This window comes from Actinosynnema mirum DSM 43827 (assembly GCF_000023245.1).
GTDB classification, from domain to species: Bacteria; Actinomycetota; Actinomycetes; order Mycobacteriales; family Pseudonocardiaceae; genus Actinosynnema; species Actinosynnema mirum.
On record NC_013093.1, the window covers coordinates 4,304,584 to 4,326,635 of the forward strand.

Genomic DNA, 22,052 nt, shown 5'->3' on the forward strand with positions numbered 1-22,052 from the left:
CGCTCGCGCTTCACCGGGCGACCCGCTCTCCGGCGCGCTCCGCGGCGACCTGCTCCTCGATCCAGCGGTAGGTGTGGCGCAGCCCCTCGTCGAGCGTGGTGCCGGGCTCCCAGCCCAGCAGCTCGCGGCACAGCGCGTTGTCCGACACCCGCCCCAGCGGCCCGACCGGCTTGTCCGGCAGGTAGCGCGGGGTGATCTCCTTGCCCGCGACCCTCGCGATCCTGGCCACCAGATTGCCGATGCTGACCCGCTCCTCGGAACCGATGTTCACCGGACGGTCCACAGCGGACTCGGCGAGGCGGAGCAGTCCCGTGACGCAGTCGTCGACGTAGCAGTAGGACCTGGTCTGGGAGCCGTCGCCCCACACCTCGACCTCGCCCCGGTCCCCCGGCACCGCGGCGACCTTGCCGCAGAGCATCGACAGGGACTTGGCGCGCAGCCCGCGGTAGCCGCCCATCGGCCCGTAGATCGCGTGCAGCCGGGCCACCTTGACGTCCATGCCGTAGGTGCGGCGGTACGTCTCGCACAGGATCTCGGTCGTCAGCTTCTCCCAGCCGTACTGCATGTCCGGCTCGGCCGGGAACACCGGCGTCTCGCGCAGCGGAGCGCTGTCCGGGCTGCGCTGCAGGGACTCCGGGTAGACGCAGGCCGACGAGGTGTAGACCACCGTGCGCACCCCGGCCAGGCGGCACGCCTCCACGGTGTTGACCGAGATGAGCAGGTTGTCGTGCAGGATCTGGGCGGGCGCCGCGTGCGTCCACCCGATCCCGCCCATGTTGGCGGCCAGTGCGAAGACGACGTCCGCCCCCGCCACCGCCTCCGCGCAGCGCTCGCGCCCGCGCAGGTCGGCCACCAGGAACTCGTCGGCCTCGCTCGCACCGTGCTCCGGACGCCGCAGGTCCACACCGCGCACCTGCGCGCTCGGGTAGCGCTCGCGCACCGCCCGCACCAGGTGTCCACCCACGAAGCCCGCCGCGCCGGTGACCACGATCGACCTCATGCGTCCTCCTCCGTGTCCGCGACCCCGGCTCGGCCGGGCGTGCTCGTGGCCTGCCGCCGCGCGGTGGCCAGCTTCTTGGCCGCCGTGTCCTGGCGGGCGTGGAAAGTCCGTTCCCGGTGCTGCCGGAGGTGTCCCGCCAGCAGGGTCCGCAACCGGGACGGCGACTGCTCCGGGTCGGCGATGAGCGCGCCGAGGCAGGCGAGGAGCGCGTCGAGCAGGGCCGCGACCTCCTCGGCGTCGAGCCGGGTCGGGTCGTGGCGGGCTCGGAGCAGCAACTGGCCGCCGGGGACCACCTCCAGCACCAGCGGGTAGCCCTCGTCGACGACGGTGCGCACGTCCCCGATCACCAGCGGTCCCGCGCCGTTCCCGGTCGCCGTCACGGGGAAGTTCTCGACCACGACGATCGTGTCGAACAGGGTGTCGCGGTGGTGCAGGCCGACGGAGCGGGTGATGCCGGAGAGCGGGACGTGCCCGTGCTCGCGCATCGCGGCCAGGCGGTCCTGCAGCTCGCGCAGCCAGGGCAGGGCGGGCCCGCTCGTGGCGCAGCGCACCCGCAGCGGCAAGGTGTTGATGAGCACGCCGATCAGCTCGGTCGCTCCTGGCAGGGTCGGAGGACGGCCGGAGACCGTGACCCCGAAGACGACGTCGTCACCGCCGCACAGCTCCGACAGCAGCAGTGCCCAGGCCCCGTAGAGGGCGGTGCTCGTGGTGAGGCCGTTGCCTCGGCAGAGCCCGCTCAGCTCCGCGGTCCGCTCCTCGGGCAGGCTCACCACGACCTCACCACCGCGGCGCGCGACGACCTGGCCCCGCACGCAGCCCGGCCGCGCGATCCTGGTCGCCCCCGTCAGCCCGGTGAACTGCCGGTTCCAGAACTCGTCGGCGGCGGCGCGGTCCTGCCGGTTCAGCCAGGCCAGGTACTCGGCCGTGCCGGGACGCCGGGGCAGGTGGAGTTCCACGCCCGCGACCAGCGCCCCGTAGGTGGCCAGGACGTCGGCGAGCACCAACTGCTGCGACCAGCCGTCCAGGACGAGGTGGTGGTGCGTCCACACGCACCGATGGGTCCGGTCGGACTCGCGCACCAGGGTGAGCCGGAACAGCGGGGCACGTCCGAGGTCGAAGCCGCGGTCGCGGTCCTGCTCCAGGTGGTCGGCGAGCGCCGTGTCCCGGTCGTCGCGGTCGCGCCAGTCGAGGACCTGGACATCCGGCACGGCAGCCTCGGCGACCACCTGGTGCGGCCGGGCGCCGTCGGCCCAGTCGAACGAGGCCCTCAGCGCGGGGGTCGCCTCCACCACGGCGGTCCACGCCGCGCGGAACGCGTCGAGGTCCAGGTCCCCGGTCAGCGAGCAGCACGCCTGGACCACGTAGGCGCCGGGGCTGCTGCCGCCGACGGAGTGGTAGAGCATCCCCTCCTGCATCGGGCTGAGCGGGTGGTCGGTGACCACCGGGCCCGCGACCGCCCGTTCGGCGCCCTGCCACCCCACGCCCGCCTGTTCCGCGCCCGCCCGCTCCGCGACGGCGCGCGCGGTGCCCAGGCTGAACAGCTCCTGGGCGGAGATCCGCAGCCCTGCGGCCTCCAGCTTCGCCACGATCACGATGGCGTGCACCGAGTCCCCGCCCAGGGCGAAGTAGTCGTCGTCGAGGCCGACCTCGTCGAGGTCGAGCACCTCGCCCCAGATGCCGGTGACGATCCGCTCCGCGCCGGTGCGCGGCGCGGACCGCGCGGCGGGACCGTCGGCCAGCCAGAGGTTCAGCAACTCCTGCTTGGTGTCGGACAACCGCGCGACGCGCGGGTCAGGCTCGGTCATCGCGGCCTCCTGGCTCCTGCGGCCGGTCCGCCTGCCCGCGCGCCATCCGCAGGAGCCAGGCCGCTTCCTCGTCGGTCAGCAGTTCGATCCGGTCCACCAGCCGCTCCCGGTGCTCCGGCCGCGCGGCCAGCGCAGCGTGGTCGACCTTTCCGCTGCCGGTGAGCGGCAGGGCGGCCAACCAGCGCAGGTCGCCGGGGACCAGGCGGGCGGGCAACCGCCGCCGGAGCCAGTCCCGCAGCTCCGAGGGCTGCGATGTGCCGGACCAGTAAGCGATCAGGCGGGCGCTGCCCGCGGCGCCGTTCCCGAGCAGGACCGCGGCGCCGGTCACGGCGGGGTGCGCGGTCAGCGCCTGCTCGATCTCGCCGAGGTCCACGCGGTGGCCGCGCAGCTTGACCTGCCGGTCGGCGCGTCCTCGGAAGACGAGCGCTCCACCGGGCAGCCGCTGGACCAGGTCGCCGGTGCGGTAGCGCCGGGCGCCCGGCCGCTCCGGATCGGGCGCGAACGCCAGTGCGGTGGCCCCCGGCAGGCCGAGGTAGCCCCTGGTGACGCCGACGCCGCCGACAGCCAGCTCGCCCCGATGGCCGTCCCGCGCGTCCAGGACCGCCGCCGACGCGCCCGTGATCGGTTCGCCGATGGGCACCGGCCCCTCCACCACAGCGCCCACCCGGTGCGCGGAGCAGCCCACCACGGTCTCGGTGGGGCCGTACTCGTTGAACAGCAAGGCGTCCGGCATGACCGCCCGCGCGGCGGCGACCTGCCCGCCGTCCAGTCGCTCTCCGCCCACCACGACGGTGAGCCCGCCGAGCGCGCGGCCCCGCGCGGCGAGGTGCCCGGCGACCGCGAACAGGTGCGACGGGGTGATCTTGACCAGGGTGTGGCGGCCGGAGAGCAGCGCCGTGCCCAGGTTCGTGACGTCCGCTCCAGGCAGCAGGTGCGCGACGCCCCCGGCCGTCAGCGGCGCGAGCAGGCTCGTCACGGTGAGGTCGAACGCGGGCGACGAGTGCACCGGGGCAGAGGTCCCCTCGGTGATCCCGTAGGCGGAAACGCACCAGCGCAGGTAGTTGACCAGCCCGTAGTGGTGGACGCCGACCAGCTTCGGCCGCCCGGTGGAACCGGACGTGGCCAGTACGCAGGCCAGGTTCGAGCCGCTCAGCCGCGGGCGGCGCACCCCGCCCGCGGAACCGGGGCCGGGGGCCGCGCTCGTCCGCAGCACGGCTCCGAAGGCGACGCCCTCGGGCGCTGGAACCCCTCGAGGCAGCACGAGCAGGGTCGCCCTCGCGTCGGCGAGCACGGCGGCCACCCGCTCCTGCGGGGTCTCCGGGTCGATCGACAGGTGCGCCGCGCCCGCGCGCAGGATCGCCAGCAACCCCACGACGTAGTCCACGCCGCGCTCCGCCCACAGCCCCACGACGGTGTCCGGACCGACGGGGAACGCCTGGAGCGCCTCGGCGAGCCGCGCGGACGCCGCCCACAGGCCACGGTAGCTCAGGTGCTTGCCGTCCTCAACCAGCGCGATCCGGTCCGGCCCCCCGTGCACGGCCGCCTCCACCAGCTCGTGCACGGCTGGTTCCCGACCGGGTTCCGGAACGGACGCGTGGTCACCGGATGCCCCGACGCTCCCCGCCCAGCGCGACGCGGCCTCGTGCGGTCGGCGCGCCGCAGCCCGGAGCGCCGCCGCGAACAGCCCGCCGAACTCCTCGACCTGCTCGGCAGGCACCTTGGCCGGGTCCGCTTCCAGCAGCAGCCGGAGGCGGCCGGATTCCGCGTCGACGTTGAAGTGCGCGGTCAGCGGCACGTACGTCTGGTCGGGGGCTTGGAGCCCGGAGATCCCCGGTCCGCCCGCCGCGGACAGCTCCCGGTAGAGGTGGAAGTGGGTGAAGACGAAGAGCACGTCGAACAGCGCACCCGCGCCGAACTCCCGGTTCAGGGTGATCAGCGGGTAGCGGCGGTGCGGCGAGGTCCGGCGCTCGGCGGCGTACGCGGCGCGGGCGAGGTCGGCCCAGCTCGCGTCACCGGGCACCCCGACGCGCAGCGGGAGGATGTTGTTGAACACGCCGACCACGCGGTCGCCGTCCCGGCGCTCCGGCCTGCCGTTGGTCTCCAGGCCGGTGACGGCGTCCTCCGCACCGGTCGCCGCGCTCACCACCCGCAGGTGCACGCCGAGCAGGACGTGCTTGAGCCCCACGCCCAACTCGACCCCGAGCGCGGAGAGCGCGTCCCGCACGTGGTCGTCGACCTCCAGCACGGTGCGCTGCTGCAGGGTCGGCTGCCGCGTCGTGGATCCGGTCGCCCACCGCGGCAGGGTGGACGGTCGGGCGCCGCGCAGCTCCGCCGCCCAGAACGCGCGGTCCTCCGGCGAGCTGATCGCCGACCGCTCCAGCGCGACGAAGTCGGCGTACCCGGTCCGCAGCGGCGGCGGGCTCCAAGTCGCGCCGCGGCTCGCCTCGCGGTACGCGTGCAGCACCTCCGTGAGCACCAGCGCGGTGCACCAGCCGTCGAGTCCGAAGCTGCTGGTGGTCAGGCGGAACACCGGGCCGAGGTCATGCGCGGTGAACCTCGCCAGCGGGCCGTGGTCCAGGTCGAAGTGCCGCTTGCGCTCGGCCTCCAGCCACGCGGAGAACCGCTCCTCGGGGGCCGGGTCACCGCTCAGGTCCAGCACCTCCAGCGGCAGGCGGGGGACGTCGTGCCAGACGAGCTGCATCGGCTCGGCGGAACCGGTCAGGTCGAACGAGGAGCGCAGGTAGGGGTGGCGGGCGAGCACGAGGCGGACGGCCTGCGCCAGCGCGGACGGTTCCAGCGCGGCGGAGACCACGACACTGGTCGCGTAGACCTCGTACGCGGGGTTGTCGCCCTCGTGCGCGATCAGCGCTCGCTGGGCCATCGAGACGGGGTACGCGTCGGCCAGTCCCCCGCGCCCCGCAAGCTCAGGGCGGAGCGCGAACGGCGCCAGGGCCTCGGCCTCCACGTCCCTGGCGTCCGGTCGGTCGTCGAGGTGCGCGGCCAGCGACGCGACGGTCGGGTGGGCCATCAACTCGGCCACCGTGAAGCCCGCACCGGCTTCCCGTGCCGCCGACGAGACCGCGATCGCGAGGATCGAGTCCCCTCCGAGGGAGAAAAAGTCGGTGTCCACGTCGATGGCGGGCCTGCCCAGGTAGGTGGCCCACAGGTCGGCGAGCGCGCGCTCCGAGGGCGTCCGCGCCCGAGTCGTCCACCGCTCCGGACCGGTCTCCGGATCTGTTCCCGGATCGGGCAGGGCGTGGTGGTCCAGCTTGCCGCTCCGGGTGACCGGCAGCACGTCGACCGGCACGATCCGGGCGGGCACCAACCGGGCGGGCACCAGCAGGCGCAGCCGCTCGCGCAGTTCGGCGGGGGCGGGCGCGTCCGGTCCTCGGACGTAGCCGATCAGCCTGGCGTCGCGCACCACAGCCGCCGCGTCGGTCACCCCCGGCTGGGCGCGCAGCACCTCGGCGACCTCACCCAGCTCGACCCGCTGTCCGCCGATCTTGACCTGCTGGTCGGCGCGACCGCGGAAGACCAGCGCGCCGTCGGGTCTGCGCCGCGCCCGGTCGCCGGTGCGGTACAGGCGGGCGCCCGTCCCACCGGGATCGGGCACGAACGCCGCCGCCGTCTTGGCCGGGTCCGCGGCGTAGCAGGTCGCGAGCCCGACGCCGCCGAGGAACAGCTCCCCCTCGATCGGGCGGGGCACCGGGCGGAGCCGGTGGTCCAGCACCGCGACGGAGGTGTTGCTGATCGGCAGTCCGATGGGCACCGGCCCGTCCTCGGACGGCGAGCAGCGCCACGCGGTGACGTCGACGGAGGCCTCGGTGGGACCGTAGAGGTTGTGCAGCTCGGCGTCGAAGAGCTGGAAGAACCGGTCCCTGGTGGTGGAGGGCAGCGTCTCGCCGCTGCACAGCACCCTGCGCAGCGGCGAGGCCGCCGCGCCCGCGCGGGCCGACTCGGCGAGGAACGGCGTGAGCGCGCTCGGCACGAAGTGGGCGGTGCCGACCGCGACGCGCGTGATGAACGCCGCCAGCCCGCTCGGGTCGCGGTGCAGTCCGGGTGGCGCGAGCACCACGGTCCCCCCGGCGATGAGTGGCCAGCACAGCTCCCACCAGGAGACGTCGAAGCTGACGGGGGTCTTGTGCAGCACGCGCTCCCCAGGGGCGAGCCCGTAGTGCTCCTGCATCCACCGCAGCCGGTTGACGATGCCGCGGTGCGGCACCAGCACACCCTTCGGGACGCCGGTCGACCCCGACGTGTAGAGCAGGTACGCGGGCTGCTCGGGGTGCACCGGCGTGGAGCGGCCGCGACCGGGCCGTCGGGCCAGCGCGGCGGTGTCCAGACGCCGGACGGGCAGGTCGACTCCGTCGTCCGGCACGTCGTCCCCGGTGAGCAGGAACCGCGTCCCGCTATCCGCCAGGAGCACCGCGCGGCGCGGCGCCGGGTCGTCCGGGTCGAGCGGAAGCACCGCGCACCCGGCGTGCAGCACCCCGAGGTAGGCGATCGGCAGCGCGACCCCGCGCTGGTGCAGCACCGCGACCGGCTCGCCCGGTAGCGCGCCGAGGGCGCGCAGCCCGGCGGCGACCCCGGTCGCGGCCCGGTGCAGGGCGACGTGGCTCAGCGTGCCGTCCGGCGCGACCACGGCAGTCGTGTCGGGGTGGGCGCGCGCGGCCTCGGCCGCCACGCGGTGGAGTCCGCCGAGGTCCGGCCGGTCCCGCTCGGGCCCGGCCTCGGGGACCTCGCCCGCGTCCCGCAGCGGGATCGCGTCCACCAGGCGCGCCGGGTCGTGGACCAGGGCGCGCAGCAGCTCGACGAGGTGTCCGGACATCCCGGCCACCGTGGCCCGGTCGAACAGGCCGGTGCGGTACTCCCAGCACCCGGTCAGCCCGTCGCCCAGCTGCGCCATGCTCAGGCTCAGGTCGAGCTGCGACCAGCGGCGGGGCAGCTCGACGGGGGTGATGGTCGCCGTGCCGAGGCCGACCCGGTCCTCGGACCCCTGCGCCAGCCCGAACGTCCCGCCTCGGCGCTCGCCGTACTCCTGCTGGAGCACGAACTGGGTCTGCACCAGGGTGGGGCGGCCTGCGTCGCGGTCCGGCGACAGCTCGGCGACCATGTGGCGGAGCGGGTACCGGCCGTGGTCGACGGCGTCGCGCAGCAGTCGCCCCGAGTCGGCGAGCAGGGCGTCGAAGGAGTCCTCCCGCCCGCACCGGGAGCGGAGCGGAACGGTGCGGATGAAGTAGCCGACCGCGTCGGCGAGGTCGGCGGTGTCCCGTCCGGCCAGCAGTGTGCCCAGCACCAGGTCGCTCTGCCCGGTGTAGCGGTGCAGCAGCGCCCGGTAGGCGGTGAGCAGGACGGTGAACAGCGTGCAGGAACGCTGCCGCGCGAAGGCCCGGAGATCGCGCACCAGCTCGGCGGGCAGTCGGAACCCCTCGGTCGCGCCCCGGAAGTCGCGGTGCTGCGGCCGGGGGCGGTCGGCGGGGAGTTCGAGGGCGGACGGGGCCTGCGCCAACGCACGGCGCCAGAAGTCCCGGTCCCGGTCGTGGGCCGGGGAGCGCAGGTAGTCCGCCGTCTCGGCGAGCGCGGTCTCGTGCGGATCGCGGCGGCCGGTCGATGTCGTCGGGACCGGGGTGCTCCGCGCCTCGCACGAGGCGCGGAGCTCGTCGAGCACCACCAGGAACGACCACAGGTCCATCACGAGGTGGTGCGCGACCAGCACGAGCAGGTGAGTGCGCTCGTCACGGCGCACCAGGGTCGCCGCGAACGGCGGCGCCGAGGACAGGTCGAAGGGCCGCTCCGCGAGTTCGAGCAGGCGAGCGGTCAGCTCCGCGTCCGCGTCCGCGCTCGCGTCGACCGACTGGAGGTGGGGCCCCGTCGGGCTCACCAGACGGCGGGGGCCGTCCTGGTCCACCGGGAAGCTGGTCCGCAGCGCCGGGTGCCGCGCGACGAGCGCGTCCAGCGCCCGGCTCAGGACGTCGGGGTCGAGCGGCCCCTCGATCCGGAGAACCCGCGAGAGGGTGTAGGCCGCGCCCGCGGGGTCGAGCTCGTGCTCGAACCACAGGGCGCGCTGTCCCTCGGTGAGCGGCAGCGGGCCGTGGTCCGGCGACGCTCCCTCGATCTCGGGGGCGGCCGGGGACTTGCGGTTGTCGGCGGACAGGATCAGCGTGGCGAGGTCGTCCGGGCTCGCCTGGTCGGCGAGCGCGGTGGCGCCGAGGTCGACCCCGTAGCGCCGCTGCACCAGGTGCCGCAGCTCGACCGCGCCCAGCGAGTCGAGCCCGAACCGCGCCAGGGGCTCGTCCGCTCCCGGAGCCGTCTCGGCGTCGCTTGCCAGCGCCGCGGCGGTCCGCCCGAGCGCGGCCGCCAGCTCCTCCCGGCGCGCTTCGGGGTCGAGCGCGGCGATCTCCGCCAGGTCGGGCAGGTCCGGCGCGGCGGCCCGGCTGGCGCTGACCACGCGGAGCACCGGGAGCTCGCCGTTCAGGTACAGCAGGCGGCAGAGCTGTCTGCGCACCTTCCCGCTCGTGGTCTTCGGGATACCGCCCTTGGCGACGAACACGACGTGCCTGCACTCGACGCCGTGCGCGCCAGCCACCGCGCGCCGCACCCGCGTGGCGATCGCGTCGAGGTCGTGCTCCTCTTGGGGCGAGATGAGTTCGTGGCACAGCACCACGCTCTCGACGCCGTCGACGTCCACCGCGATGGCCGCCCCGCAGGACGGTCGCAGCGCCGGAGCCGCGCGCTCGGCCGTGTGCTCCAGGTCCTGCGGGAGGTGGTTCTCGCCGCGGATGACGATGACGTCCTTGCGCCGCCCGGTGATGTAGAGCCTGTTCTCCACGAGGGCCCCGAGATCACCGGTGCGCAGGTAGGGCCGGTCGCGCGTGCCCGCGAGGTGCGCGGCGAAGGTCTCCTCGGTCTCCGCGGGCCGGTTCCAGTACCCGGCCGCGACGCCGTCTCCACGCAGCCAGACCTCGCCGATGCCGCCCGCGGGGACCGGGCTGCGGGTCACCGGGTCGACGATCTCGACCTCGGTCCCCGGCACGGCGGGTCCGCAGCTGACCAGCGTGGCGCCCGGCTCGTCCTCGGCGACCCCGGTGAGCTTGCCCGCGCGGAGCGCGGCCGGGTCGGCGCGGAGCGTGGTGGGCGGTTCGGCCGTCGGCGTCGACGTCACGATCAGGGTGGCCTCGGCCAGGCCGTAGCAGGGGAAGTGGGCGGTCGGGGCGAACCCGGCCGAGCGGAAGCCCTCGGTGAAGCGGCGCAGCGTCTCGTGCCGGACGGGCTCCGCGCCGTTGTAGGCGACGGTCCAGCCGGACAGGTCCAGCCCGGCGCGGTCCCGCTCGCCGATCCGCGACAGGCACAGCTCGTAGGCGAAGTTGGGGCCGCCGCTCACGCGCGCCCGGTAGCGCTCGACGGCCCGCAGCCAGGCGAGCGGAGAGCGGACGAACGCTTCCGGTGGCATCAGCACCGACCGTGACCCCAGGTACAGCGGCTGGAGGACGTTGGCGATCAGGCCCATGTCGTGGAACAGGGGAAGCCAGCCGACGAAGTGGGAGTCCCGGTCGTTGCCGCAGGCGACCTGGATGGCGTGCTCGTTGGCCAGGACGTTGGCGTGGGTGACCCGCACCCCGCTCGGTGTCCGGGTGGAGCCCGAGGTGTACTGGAGGAACGCGACCTCGTCCTGCCCGACTCCGGGATGCCGCCAGTGCCCGGCCGCGCTGTCGGGCACGTCCGCGACGTGCAGTGCCGGCAGCCCGGTCAGCTGCCCGGAGCCGCCTGCCGGGTCGCGCAGCGCGAGGACGGGCTCGGCGTCCGCGCGGATGGCGGCCAGCCGCTCCGCGCCCGCGGTCCCCCGCCCGGAGTCGCAGGGCACCGCGACAGCGCCCGCGTACAGGCAGCCGAGGAAGGACTCGACGTACGCCATGCCCGACGGGTAGGCGATCAGCACCCGCTCGCCCCGGAGCCCTCTGGCGGTCAGCTCGGCGGCGATCGCCCTGGCCCGCCGGTCGACGCCGGCGAAGTCGTGGCTCGCCGACTCGGTCACGCCGTCGGCGAGGAAGAGGTAGGCGGGGCGGGACGGGGTGTCCTCGGCATGCCGCCGGGCGATGTCGATGATCGTGCCGCGGCGCCCGCGCACGTGGTCCGTCCCGGTTCGCGTGCTCATGCGGACTCCTCCTCGGGCGTGGTCGCGTTCTCGGCCAGTTCGAGCGCTTCCCTGATCAGGTCGTGGTGACGCGCGGCGCGGAGCCGGTCCACGGCCGCCGCAAGCGTCGCGAGATCAGGGGCCTGGTAGACCGTCCGCACCGTCAGGTCGACGTCGAAGGCGGTGACCAGCAGGAAGTGGAACCGGGTGACCAGCAGGGAGTCCCCGCCGAGGTCGAAGAAGTTGTCGTGGGCGCCGATGCCGTCCGCGTCGGCCCAGCTGAGCACCTGGGCGACGAGGTCGCCGACGGTCCGCTCGGTCCCCGGCGCGAGCGGCCTTCCGGATGAGCGCTCGGGCGGCGGGACCGGCAGCGCCCGCAGGTCCCGCTTCCCGTTCCTGGTCAGCGGGAGCGCTTCCACGACGAGGGCGCGTGCCGGGATCAGGTGGCGCGGGAGCGTCGTGGCCAGGAACGCCCGCACCGCGGTGGTGGACAGGTCAGCAGGCGCGTCGCCCGATTCGGCGACCAGGTAGGCGACCAGCTGCAACCGGTCCCCGACGCCGTGCGGGACCACGAGGCAGTCCCGCACCCCCGGATGGGTCAGCACGGCGGCCTCCACCTCGCCGGGCTCCACCCGGTAGCCCCGAACCGAGACCTGCTGATCTCCGCGCCCCAAGTAGTCCAGGTCGCCGGGCAGCACCCTGGCGAGGTCCCCCGAGCGGTACCCGCGGGCGCCGGGGCGGTGCGGTGCGGGCCGGAACCGGTCGGCGGTCAGCCCTGGGCGGCCGAGGTAGCCGCGCGCCACACCCGCCCCGCTCACGACGAGCTCGCCCTGCCCGCCCGCGGTCCTCGGGGTCCCGCCCTCGTCCACCACGTCGATCCGCTGGCCGGGGACCGCGCGGCCCAGCGGGCTCGCGGCCGGGCCGGTCACGTCGGCCGGGGCGAGGTGGCGCGCGGTGACGTGGATCGTCGTCTCGGTGATGCCGAACATGTTCACCAGCGCGGGCGGGCGCCCGCCGCAGGCGTCGAACCAGGGCGCGAGCTTCGCGACCTCGCAGGACTCGCCGCCGAGTACGACCGCGGCCAGGGGCGTCCCGCCCGCCTTGGAGCGCAGTGCGGTCGGTACGAGGGCGCGGAAGGCGCCCGGTGTCTGGCTCAGCACGCTGACCTGCTCGGTCACCACGGTCCGCCACAGCTCGTCCGGGGCGCGGACGACCCCCGGCGGGACGATCGCCAGGCGCGCGCCGTTGGTCAGCGCGCCCCAGATCTCCCAAGCGGAGAAGTCGAAGGCCGGGGAGTGCAGCACGGCCCAGGTGTGCTCCGCACCGGCCGACTCCGGCAGTGCGGCCCGGCACCCAGACAGCACCGACACGATGTTGTGGTGGCTGACCAGCACCCCCTTCGGGCTACCGGTCGACCCCGACGTGAAGATCACGTAAGCCAGGTTGTCCGCGTGTGCCCGCCGGGTGACCGGACGGGCCGCCTCGCGGGGCGCGAGCTGGTCGAGGAACAGCAGCTCGACGCGCGGGTCGGGGCTGTTGAGCACCACCCGCTCGGTCACCACCAGCTGCAGCCCCGCCGTTGCGGCGAGCTCGGCGCGCCGCAGCGGCGGGTCGGCCGGGTCGATCGGGACGTACGCCGCCCCGGCTTTGAGGATTCCCAGCATCCCCACGACGAGGTCGATCGAGGGGGCGACGCACAGCCCGACCAGCGTTTCCCGGCCAACGCCATGGTCCACCAGCTTGGCGGCGAGCGCGTTCGCGCGCGCGTCGAGCCGCCGGTAGGTGATCTGGGCGCCGCCGTCGGTGATCGCGACCGCGTCCGGCTGCTCCGCCGCGACCCTTTCGAACTCCAGGTGGAGCAGACCGGTCCCGACCGGGACGTCGCCGGGCGCGTCCTCCCAGGCAGGCGGGGTCCGCTCGACCAGCGGCAGCGGCAGGTACGGCGACGTCGCCGCCACCTCCAGCGCGGCCACCGTCCTCGCCAGCAGGTCGGCCGCGGTGGCGGGGTGGATCCTGGCCCGGTCGTACTCCAGCTCCAGCGCCAGGCCAGGATCGTCGGGGGTGACCGTCATGGCGAGGGGGAACTTCGCCGCCACCGGCGGGGAGGCCAGCACCTCGGCGGTCAGCCCCGGCAGCGCGATCCGGGACGCGGGGGTGTTCTGGAACGCGAGGACGGCTTGGACGAGCGGGGTGTCCGCGAAGGAGCGGTCGGGGCGCAGCGCGTCGACGATCCGCTCGAACGGGACCTCCTGGTCCGCCAACCCGTGGCGGACGACCGCGGCCACCCGGTCGAGCAGGTGGGTGAAGTCGAGCGCCCCGGACGTGTCGACGCGCAGCGGCAGGAGGTTGACGAAGCAGCCGATCAGGTGGTCGAGCTCGCGCCGGGAGCGCCCCGCGACGGGAGCGCCGACGACCACGTCGCGCTGGCCGGACAAGCCGCTCAGCGCCAGCGCGAACGCGCTGAGCAGTACCGGGAACAGCGTCGTCCGCCTGCGGGCGGCCAGCTCGCGGAGCTGTCCGGTCAGCACGGCGCCGGTCCGTGCGGTCGTCGAGCCCGCGAGGCGGCCCTGCTCACCGCCCGGTGCGCGGCCCAGCAGGTCCAGCTGGGCGGGCGCCCCCTCGAGCGCGGTGGTCCACCGGGCGAGCCGCTCGCCGAAGTCGGGCACCTCGGCCCGCTGCCGCTGCCAGGCGGCGAAGTCGCCGTACTGAACCGGGAGGGGGGGCAGGTCGGCGTGCACGCCCGCGGCGTGCGCCCGGTACAGCTCGACGAGATCGGACAGCAGCACCCCCAGCGACCACCCGTCGCTGGCGATGTGGTGCCGCACGAGGACCAGGTCGTGGTCGTCGCGACCACGCCGGAGCAGCACCGCCCTCAGCACGGGACCGGTTTCGAGGTCGAACGGGCGGGCGGTCAGGACCGCGGCGAGCCGACCGCTCGCCGCAGTCGCCTCGAGGGCGGGCAGGTCCGTGAGGTCCACCAGGGGTAGCGGCGAGGTCGCGGCCGGGCGCACCTCGGCCACGGGCACGCCGCCAACGACGGGGTACCGGGTGCGCAGGACGGCGTGCCTGCGGACCAGTTCGCGCAGAGCCGTGCGCAGCGCGGGGACCACGAGCGCGCCGCTCAGCCGCAGGTGCAGGGTGGCGTGGTAGGCGCTGGAGCCGGGGTGGAACCGGTGCACCAGCCACAGCCGCTCCTGGGCGAACGACAGCGGCGGTGGGCCGTCGAGAACCGGGACGGCCACCGCTGCGGCGCGCAACTCCCGCAGGATCTCGGGCTTGCGCGCCACGATCTCCGCGCGCAGGTCGGCGGTGAGCACGGCGGGGGGCGCGGCGCACCGGAGGTCGTCGCCCTCGGCCGTCACCGTGACGCCCGCGCGGCGCAGGCCCGCCAGGAACTCGGGGGTGCTTTCGGGTGCGCTCGTGGCGGTGCCCTCGAGGGTGCTCACAGGAGCACCTCCTCGTCGTCCGGTCGTTCCCCGCCCGCGCCCCGCGCGGAGCCGCGCTCGACCGCAGCGGCCAGGTCCGAGATCGTCGGCCCTTCGAACAGCTGGGCCATCGACAGCTCGACCCCGTACCGCTCGCGCACGACCGCCAGCAGCCGGAGCGCGACCAGCGAGTCGCCGCCCAGCTCGAAGAAGTTGTCGTCCGCGCCGATCGGGTCGTCGCCGAGCAGCGTGGCCCAGCAGTCCGCCACGCCCCGCTCGGTCGCCGTGCCCGGCTCCCGGTAGGCGCTGGACAGCGCGGACCTGTCACGCCGCGAGCGGGCGATCCGCAGCCCGGCGACCGCAGCACGGTGGTCCTCGGTGCTGAACGCCTCGTGGCGGGCCAGCAGCGCCCCGAGGTCCAGCGCGCAAACCAGCACCCTGGGCGACCGGTTGCCCGCGAGGATCCGGGCGAACAGCTCGGTCCCCTCGGACCGGCTGATCGCACCGAGGAGGTCATCGCCGGGAGCCAGGTGGTCGGGCGCGGCGAAGGCGGACTCGTACCGCTCGACCAGCTTCGGGTGGACCGTGCCCCACATGCCCGCCTCGTCGCGCCAGTCGGTCCAGGCGATCGACACAGTCAGGCCGGGCCGCCGGGAGGCGCGGTGGGCGGCGAAGGCGTCCAGGAAGTCGTTGCCCGCCACATAGCCCACCTCGCCGAACTTCAGCTTGTGCAGGACGCTGCCGATCGAGGAGCACAGGACGAAGAAGGCCAGCGGCCGGTCGCCGAGGATCGTGTCCAGCACGACCGGGCCGAGCACCTTCGAGGCCATCGCGTCGTCCGTGTCGTGGCGGCTCCTCCTCTGGATGAGACCCGCGGTGTCCGGAGCGCCTGCGGCGTGCACCACACCGGTGACCGGTCCGAACCTGCTCTCCGCCTCGGCGAGCACCTCGCGCATCCGGGTCTCGTCGGCCACGTCGGCTTGCCGGACGAGCACCTCGGCGCCGCCTGCGGTGAGCGCGGCCAACCGATCGGCCAGCACAGCGGAGCCCTCGTCCGCGCCCGATCCGGGGAACGGGGTGCGCCGGGTCAGCACCAGCGCGCGGGCGGTGGGCGCGAGGTGCTCGGCGACGCTCAGCCCGATACCGCCGAGCCCGCCGCAGATCAGGTAGACCCCGCCTGGTTCCGGCGCGCGCGCCGCCGGGCCGAGCGGCAGCGGGTGGTAGTCGCGCTCGAACCGCTGCGGTCCTCGGTAGGCGACCTCGGTGGGAGAGGCGGGATCGAGCAGTTCGGCCACGATCCGGTCCGCCAGGCCCGCGCTCCCGGCGTCGACGTCGATCGCCGTGGCGGACACGCGGGGCAGCTCCCTGGGGATCACCTTGACCGCGGAGGCCACCGTCGCGTGCTCCGGGTGCGCCAGGTCGCCCAGCACGGCTTGCGCTCCCCTGGTGACCGCCACCAGCCGCACCGGCTCGGAGCCCGGCCCGGCGCCGATGGCCTGGGCCAGGTGCAGCAGGCTGTGCAGCCCGGTGATCTGGCCCTCGCGGACCGCGTCGAGGTCGAGGGGGCGGTCGGCGCCCGCCGCCTCGAACGGCCGCAGGTGCACGATCAGCCGCGGCGTCCGGTCGCGGGCGGTCAGGTCGGCGAGCAGCTCGCGGTACCGGTGCTGGTCGGCGCGGCCGTCGGGGTCCACGGGGGCGAACACCGCGTGGACACCCAGGTCCTCCAAGCGCGAGGCGACCTCCCGGCCGAGCGGTCCTTCGGACAGCAGCAGGCAGGTCTCGCCGTCCCGGCGGCGCGCGGCGGGAGCGGGGGCGGCGTGCCGCCAGCCGGGCAGGTGGGTCCACTCGCCGGGGTCCGCGCGGCGCTCCGGCCGATTGCCCGCGGGGGGTTGCGGCGCCGTCGTGGTCTCGCCGGGGGCCTCGACCCAGTGGCGCGCGCGCTGGAACGGGTATCCCGGCACGGGCGTGCGGAGCGGACGCTGCGGGCGGTGGAACTCGGTCCAGTCCACCCGGCAGCCGCTGGCCCACAGCTCCCCCGTGGCCCGGACCAGGTGCTCGGTCTCCTGCTCGGGACGCGGGTCCCGCTCGGCCGAGGGCAGGCAACTGCCCGCGAATGCGGTGCGCGGGCCGAGGCCGCGCGCGGCCAGCCTGCCCAGTCCGGTGCCCGGACCGAGTTCGACGAGCGCGGCGGGCGCGAGCTCGGCGAGCCGCTGCACCGCGGCGTCGAAGAGCACCGGGCGGCGCATCTGGGCGAGCCAGTAGTCGGGGCCCGCCACATCGGCCGGATCGGCCCAGTCGCCGGTCACGGTGGACAGGAACGGCGTGCGCGGGGCGTGGAACTCCGCCTCGGCGAGCGCGGGCCGGAACAGGCCGAGGACCTGGTCGACCGCCTCGGAGTGGCCCGCTCCCCGCACCGGCAGCACCGTCGTCCGCAGGCCCAGGTCGGTCAACCGGGTGGCGAACGCCTCCACCGCGTGGACGCTGCCGGAGACCACGCACCGGTCGGGGGCGTTGATCGCAGCCAGCGCGAGCCCGTCGTCCAGGACAGGTCGCAGCTCGTCGGCGCCGAGGGGCACGGCGAGCATCCGCCCCTCCGGGAGCGCGCACTGCGCCTGCGAGCGCGCTACGACCAGGCGGAGCGCGGTGGGCAGCGAGAACACCCCGGCCAGGGTGGCGGCGACGTACTCGCCGAGGCTGTGCCCGACCATGCCGACCGGCTCAACGCCCCACTCGACGAGCGTTCGGGCCAGCGAGTAGCTCACCGCGAACCCCGCGGTCTGGTCCTCGGGCGTCCCGGTCGGGGCGTCGAGCAGCGCCCACAGGTCCACCGCGTGCTCGGCCAGCAGGCGGGCGCACTCGTCGAGGTGGCGCCGGAAGGCCGGTTCGCCCGCAGCCAGGCCGATGGCCATGCTCCGGTAGCCGCTGCCCTGACCGGAGAACAGGAACGCGGCCCGTCCGTCACCGGCGGCCTGCGCGGGCGCCACCGGTGCGCGCAGCGCCACTGCCGCGTCCGCGCAGGAGGCGGCCACCACGACCCTCCGGTGGCGGTGCGCCCGCCTTCCCGCGAGGGTCGCGGAGACGTCGGCGAGGTCGACGCCCGGATCGCGCAGCAACCGCTCGGCCAACCGGGTCCCGGCCTGGTCGAGCGCCTGAGCCGACCGCGCCGAGAGCAGCAGCGGCTGGACCTGCCTGCGCTCCCCCGCCTCGGGTCGCACCGCGGGCGGCTGTTCGAGCACCACGTGGACGTTCGTGCCGCCGACGCCGAACGAGCTCACCCCGGCCCGCCGGGGCGTGTTCCCGGCCCGCCACGGGGTGGTGGTCGCGCTGACGTGGAACGGCGAGTCCGCGAAGTCGATGGCCGGGTTGGGCTCCTCGTAGTGCAGGCTGGCCGGGAGCACCCCGTCGCGCACCGCGCAGACCGCCTTGATCAGGCCCGTGACCCCCGCCGCCGCGTCGAGGTGGCCGACGTTGGTCTTCACCGAGCCGAGCGCGCAGAAGCCGGTGCGGTCCGTGGTGGCGCGGAACGCGTCGGTCAGCGCCTCCACCTCGATCGGGTCCCCGATCGAGGTGCCCGTGCCGTGGGCCTCGACGTAGCCGATGCTCCCCGCCGAGACCCCGGCGACGGCGTGCGCCTCGACGATCGCGTCGCGCTGTCCGCGCACGCTCGGCGCGGTGTAGCCCGCCTTGTTCCCACCATCGTTGTTCACCGCCGAGCCGAGCAGCACCGCGTGCACCCGGTCGCGGTCCCGCAGGGCGTCCGGCAGCCGCTTGAGCAGAACCAGACCGACGCCGCTGGCGCCGACCGTGCCCGAGGAGGACCGGTCGAACGCCGCGCACCGGCCGTCCGCCGAGTAGTAGCTGCCCTCGGTGCGGACGTACCCCTGGGCCTGCGGCACCTGGACGGAGACGCCGCCCGCCACGGCCATGTCGCACTCGTAGGACTGGAGGCTGCGCGCGGCGAGGTGCACGGCGACCAGGGAGGAGGAGCACGCCGAGCCGACGGACAAGCTGGGGCCGGTCAGCCCCAGCTTGTAGGAGATGGTGGTGGCCGCGAAGTCCTTGTCGTTGTGCATGAGCAGCGGGAACCCGCCGAGGTCCCGCACCAGCCGGTCGTTCGGCAGCAGGTTGCGCACCAGGTACGAGCTGAGCGCGGTGGAGACGAACACCCCGACCGGGTCGTCCAGGGCCGCCGGGTCGTAACCGGCGGTGTCGAACAGTGTCCACGCCTCTTCCAGGCACATCCGGTGCTGGGGATCCATCACCTCGGCCTCTCTCGGCGAGTAGCCGAAGAAGTCCGCGTCGAACCCGGCGACGTCCCCGAGCACGCCCTCGGCGCCGACGAACTGCTCGCGGGGTTCCGGGGCGGGGTCGGGGAAGCGGGTGATGCTCTCGGTCCCCGAGCTGACGTTGGCCCAGAACTGCTCGACGGTGTCCGCGCCGGGGAACCGGCCGCTCATCGAGATCACGGCGACCGGCTCCGGCGCCGCGGGGTCCAGGGGTGAACTGGTCATGTCTGGCGCTCCCATGCGAGTCCTGCCTTGTGCCTGCGCCGCCTGCCCCTGGCCTGCGCCGGATCGGCGGTCGGGGACAGGCGCCCGCTGCCTGCCGAGCGGACGAGGTGGTCGACGTGCGCGGCCAGGTCTGCCACGTCGGCGAACTGGAACAGGTCGACCAGCCGGAGTCCGGGGTGGACGGAATTGACCAGGGCGTGGTGCAGCCGCAGCAGGCCGAGGGAGTTTCCTCCGAGGTCGAAGAACCCGTCGTGGACACCGACCCGCTCGACGCCGAGTACCCGCTGCCACTCCCGCGCGATCGCCCGCTCCAGCGCGTTCCTGGGCGCGACCCCCGGCTTGCGCTCCCGCACCGAGGTCGTGGCGCGACGGGCGAGCGCGGCCCGGTCGAGCTTGCCGTTGCCGTTGTGCGGCAGGTCGGCCAGCACGACCAGCTCCGAGGGGATCATCACGAGCGGCAGGGCGGATCGCAGCGCCGTCAGCGCGTCCTCCGGGCGCAGCCGCTCCCCCGGCGTCGCGCTGGCGAACGCCACCAGCCGCCGGTCGGCCGGCGTGTCCCCGACCGGCAGGACGACCACGTCGCGGATCGGGGCCACGGCGCGGAGCACCTGCTCGACCTCGCCCGGCTCGACGCGCACCCCGCGCAGCTTGATCTGCGCGTCGCGGCGGCCGACGAAGACGAGCTGACCGTCCGCGCGCCGCCGCACGAGGTCACCGGTGCGGTAGACGCGGCTGCCCGGCGCGCCGAACGGGTCGGGGACGAACGCCTCAGCCGTCCTGGCGGGGAGGCGGGAGTAGCCGCGGGCGAGCGCGGGCCCGCCGACGAGCAGTTCTCCGGTGACCAGGTCGGGCGCGGGCGCGCCGCGGTCGTCCGCCACCCAGGCGCGCGCCGTGCCGATCGGGACGCCGATGGTCGGTGGAGCGCTGTCCGCGGCGACCGTGGCCGCGGTCGCGTAGGTGGTCGCCTCGGAAGGGCCGTAGAGGTTGCGCACCACGGTGCGCCCGGCCCTGCGGTGCAGCCGGTCGGCCAGCTCGCGCGGCAGCGGCTCGCCCGCCAGGTTGACCGCCTCGACCGAGGCGGGCACGCCCTCGACGTCCAGCAGGGCCGCCACCGCCGAGGGCACGGAGTTCAGCAGCGTCGCCCCCGCAGCGGCAGGCGTCTCGGGCACGTGCAGCGCGTCCTCCGCCAGCACGACCGTCCCACCGTGGGCCAGTGGCGCGAACAGCTCGAAGAACGCGAGGTCGAAGCCGACCGACGTGGTGGCCAGGACGCTGCGCAGCCCGCGCGCGCCGAACTCGGTTCCCGCCCAGCGGAGGAAGGCCGCGGCGCTGCGGTGCTCGATCGCGACGCCCTTCGGCCGCCCGGTGGAGCCGGAGGTGTACAGGACGTACGCCAGCGCCCGCGGCGACAGGTCCACCCGCGCCGACCGGCCCGGCCCGGCCACCGGGACGACGGTCGGCAGGGACTGCTCGCCCGCGCCGCGCCCGCTCAGGAGACCTTCGTCCCCGACGAGGAGCCGGGAGCCGGTTTCGGCGAGCATCAGCCGGACCCGTCGCTCGGGTTGCTCCACGTCGACCGGGAGGAAGGCGGCGCCCGCCTTGAGCACGCCGAGGAGGGCTGCGAGCAGCGCCGGTGTCCTGGGGAGCCAGACGCCGACCACCTCCTCCGGGCCGCAGCCCCGAGCATGCAGGTCTGCGGCGATCCCGTCCGACCAGGCGTCCAGCCGCCGGTACGTCACGTGGAGGCCGCCGTGCACGACCGCCACCGCGTCGGGGTGCTCCGCGACGGCCGCCGCCACGAGGTCGTGGATCAGCTCGCCCGCGCCGGGGTCGATCGCCGCAGGGGCGCGCAGAGCCGCCAGCTGCCTCGGGGTGGTCAGCGCGAGCCGGTGCACGGACCGCTCCGGGTCGGCCACCGCTGCGGCGAGCAACGCCCTGAACTGGCGGCACCGGCTGACCAGCTCCGGTTCCGCGCAGCGCGCGCCGTCCGCCTCGAAGATCAGCTCGATGCCGTCCCCGGTGTCCGCTGCGGTGACGGTGAGGTCGTACTTGGCCGCTGCGGTGGGCACGTCCACCAGTCGAGCCGCGACCTCCGGCAGGCGTGGGGGCTCCGGGGGGTGCTGGTAGGCGAACAGCACCTGGAAGAGCGGGGTGGTGTCGAGGTCCCGGTGGGCGCCCAGCTCGTCGACGATCCGCTCGAACGGCAGCCACCGGTGTTCGAGCGAGTCCAGCACCGCGTCCCTGGTCCTGCGCAGGACCTCGCGGAAGCCCGGCTCACCGCGCAGCCGCAGGCGCAGGGGCAGCATGTTGATCAGCGGGCCGACCGCGGTCGCCGACAGCTCGCTCTCCCGCAGCGCGACCGGGGAGCCAAGGACGACGTCCCGCTGCCCGCTGTGGCGGCCGACCCAGCAGCCGAGCGCGGCCAGCAGCACCGTGAACCTGGTGCCGCCCGTGCTGCGGCACAGCCGGTTCAGCGCGCTGACCTCGGCGCGCCCCAGCCGCTCGACGTGCCGGACCGGCCTGGTCCTGCCGGTCCTGGCCCCGCTGAACGGCGTGCTGCGCGGCGGGGCCCCGGCGAGCGCGGCACGCCAGAACGCCGTGGAGCCGGTGTGTTGCTCCGTCAGCTCGCGCTGGCGGGCTACGACGTGGCGGTAGCCGGGGCCAGGCGCGACGAGGACGGCGGGCTCACCCGTGACCGCGGCCTCGTACAGCGCCTGGAGCTCGTCGCGCACGACTTGGGCCGAACCGCCGTCGAACACCAGGTGGTGCACCAGGAGCACGAGCAGGTGCCGGTGCGCGGAGAGCCGCAGGAGCAGCCAGGCGACAGGCGGACCTGCGGCGAGCGGGAACGGGCGGGCCGCCGCTTCCGCGAGCAGCCTGCTCGTCTCCCGCACGCTCCCCGCGACCCGGAGGTCGACCAGTCGCAGGCGAGGTGCGGACGCCACCACCACCTGGCACGGGCCCTCACCACCGTCGACGAAGGCCGCGCGCAGCATCTCGTGCCTGCGACCGATCCGGTCGACCACGTGCCGCAGCGCGAGCGGGTTGAGCGGTCCTGTGAACTCGATCGTGGTGCAGATCGTGTAGGCCGGATTGCTCTCGTCCAGCTGCTGCAGGAACCACAAGCGCTGCTGTGCGGCGTCGAGGGGTGTCGGCGGTTGGGGGCTGGTCGCCATCGCC

General features: G+C 75.1%; 6 protein-coding genes. All 6 read right to left on the reverse strand.

Annotated elements, in window-relative coordinates; genetic code table 11:
• Positions 1-10: 10 nt before the first annotated feature.
• From AMIR_RS18330 to AMIR_RS18355, 6 genes are read right to left on the reverse strand one after another with little or no spacing between them, the layout of a single operon-like run.
• Entirely contained in the window at positions 11-1,000 is a 990-nt protein-coding gene (locus tag AMIR_RS18330) for an NAD-dependent epimerase/dehydratase family protein (protein ID WP_015802449.1), read from the reverse strand.
• Entirely contained in the window at positions 997-2,805 is a 1,809-nt protein-coding gene (locus AMIR_RS18335; RefSeq protein WP_015802450.1) for a condensation domain-containing protein, read from the reverse strand. The genes AMIR_RS18330 and AMIR_RS18335 overlap by 4 nt, the downstream gene beginning before the upstream one ends.
• Positions 2,792-10,957, reverse strand: coding sequence for a non-ribosomal peptide synthetase (locus AMIR_RS35900; RefSeq protein ID WP_015802451.1), 8,166 nt, complete (start codon positions 10,955-10,957; stop codon positions 2,792-2,794). Before AMIR_RS35900 ends, AMIR_RS18335 begins: the two co-directional genes overlap by 14 nt.
• Positions 10,954-14,382: a non-ribosomal peptide synthetase gene (locus tag AMIR_RS18345; protein WP_015802452.1), complete on the reverse strand. Its 3,429-nt coding sequence runs from the start codon at positions 14,380-14,382 to the stop codon at positions 10,954-10,956. Before AMIR_RS18345 ends, AMIR_RS35900 begins: the two co-directional genes overlap by 4 nt.
• A complete protein-coding gene (locus AMIR_RS18350; RefSeq protein WP_015802453.1) occupies positions 14,379-18,872 on the reverse strand; it encodes a type I polyketide synthase in 4,494 nt (1,497 codons plus the stop codon). The genes AMIR_RS18345 and AMIR_RS18350 overlap by 4 nt, the downstream gene beginning before the upstream one ends.
• Positions 18,869-22,048, reverse strand: coding sequence for a non-ribosomal peptide synthetase (locus AMIR_RS18355; RefSeq protein ID WP_015802454.1), 3,180 nt, complete (start codon positions 22,046-22,048; stop codon positions 18,869-18,871). Before AMIR_RS18355 ends, AMIR_RS18350 begins: the two co-directional genes overlap by 4 nt.
• Positions 22,049-22,052: the final 4 nt, after the last annotated feature.

Coding starts and splice junctions, on each gene's coding strand:
- AMIR_RS18330 (WP_015802449.1), bottom strand. CDS start 1,000: ATGAGGTCGATCGTGGTCACCGGCGCGGCGGGCTTCGTGGGTGGACAC.
- AMIR_RS18335 (WP_015802450.1), bottom strand. CDS start 2,805: ATGACCGAGCCTGACCCGCGCGTCGCGCGGTTGTCCGACACCAAGCAG.
- AMIR_RS35900 (WP_015802451.1), bottom strand. CDS start 10,957: ATGAGCACGCGAACCGGGACGGACCACGTGCGCGGGCGCCGCGGCACG.
- AMIR_RS18350 (WP_015802453.1), bottom strand. CDS start 18,872: ATGACCAGTTCACCCCTGGACCCCGCGGCGCCGGAGCCGGTCGCCGTG.
- AMIR_RS18355 (WP_015802454.1), bottom strand. CDS start 22,048: ATGGCGACCAGCCCCCAACCGCCGACACCCCTCGACGCCGCACAGCAG.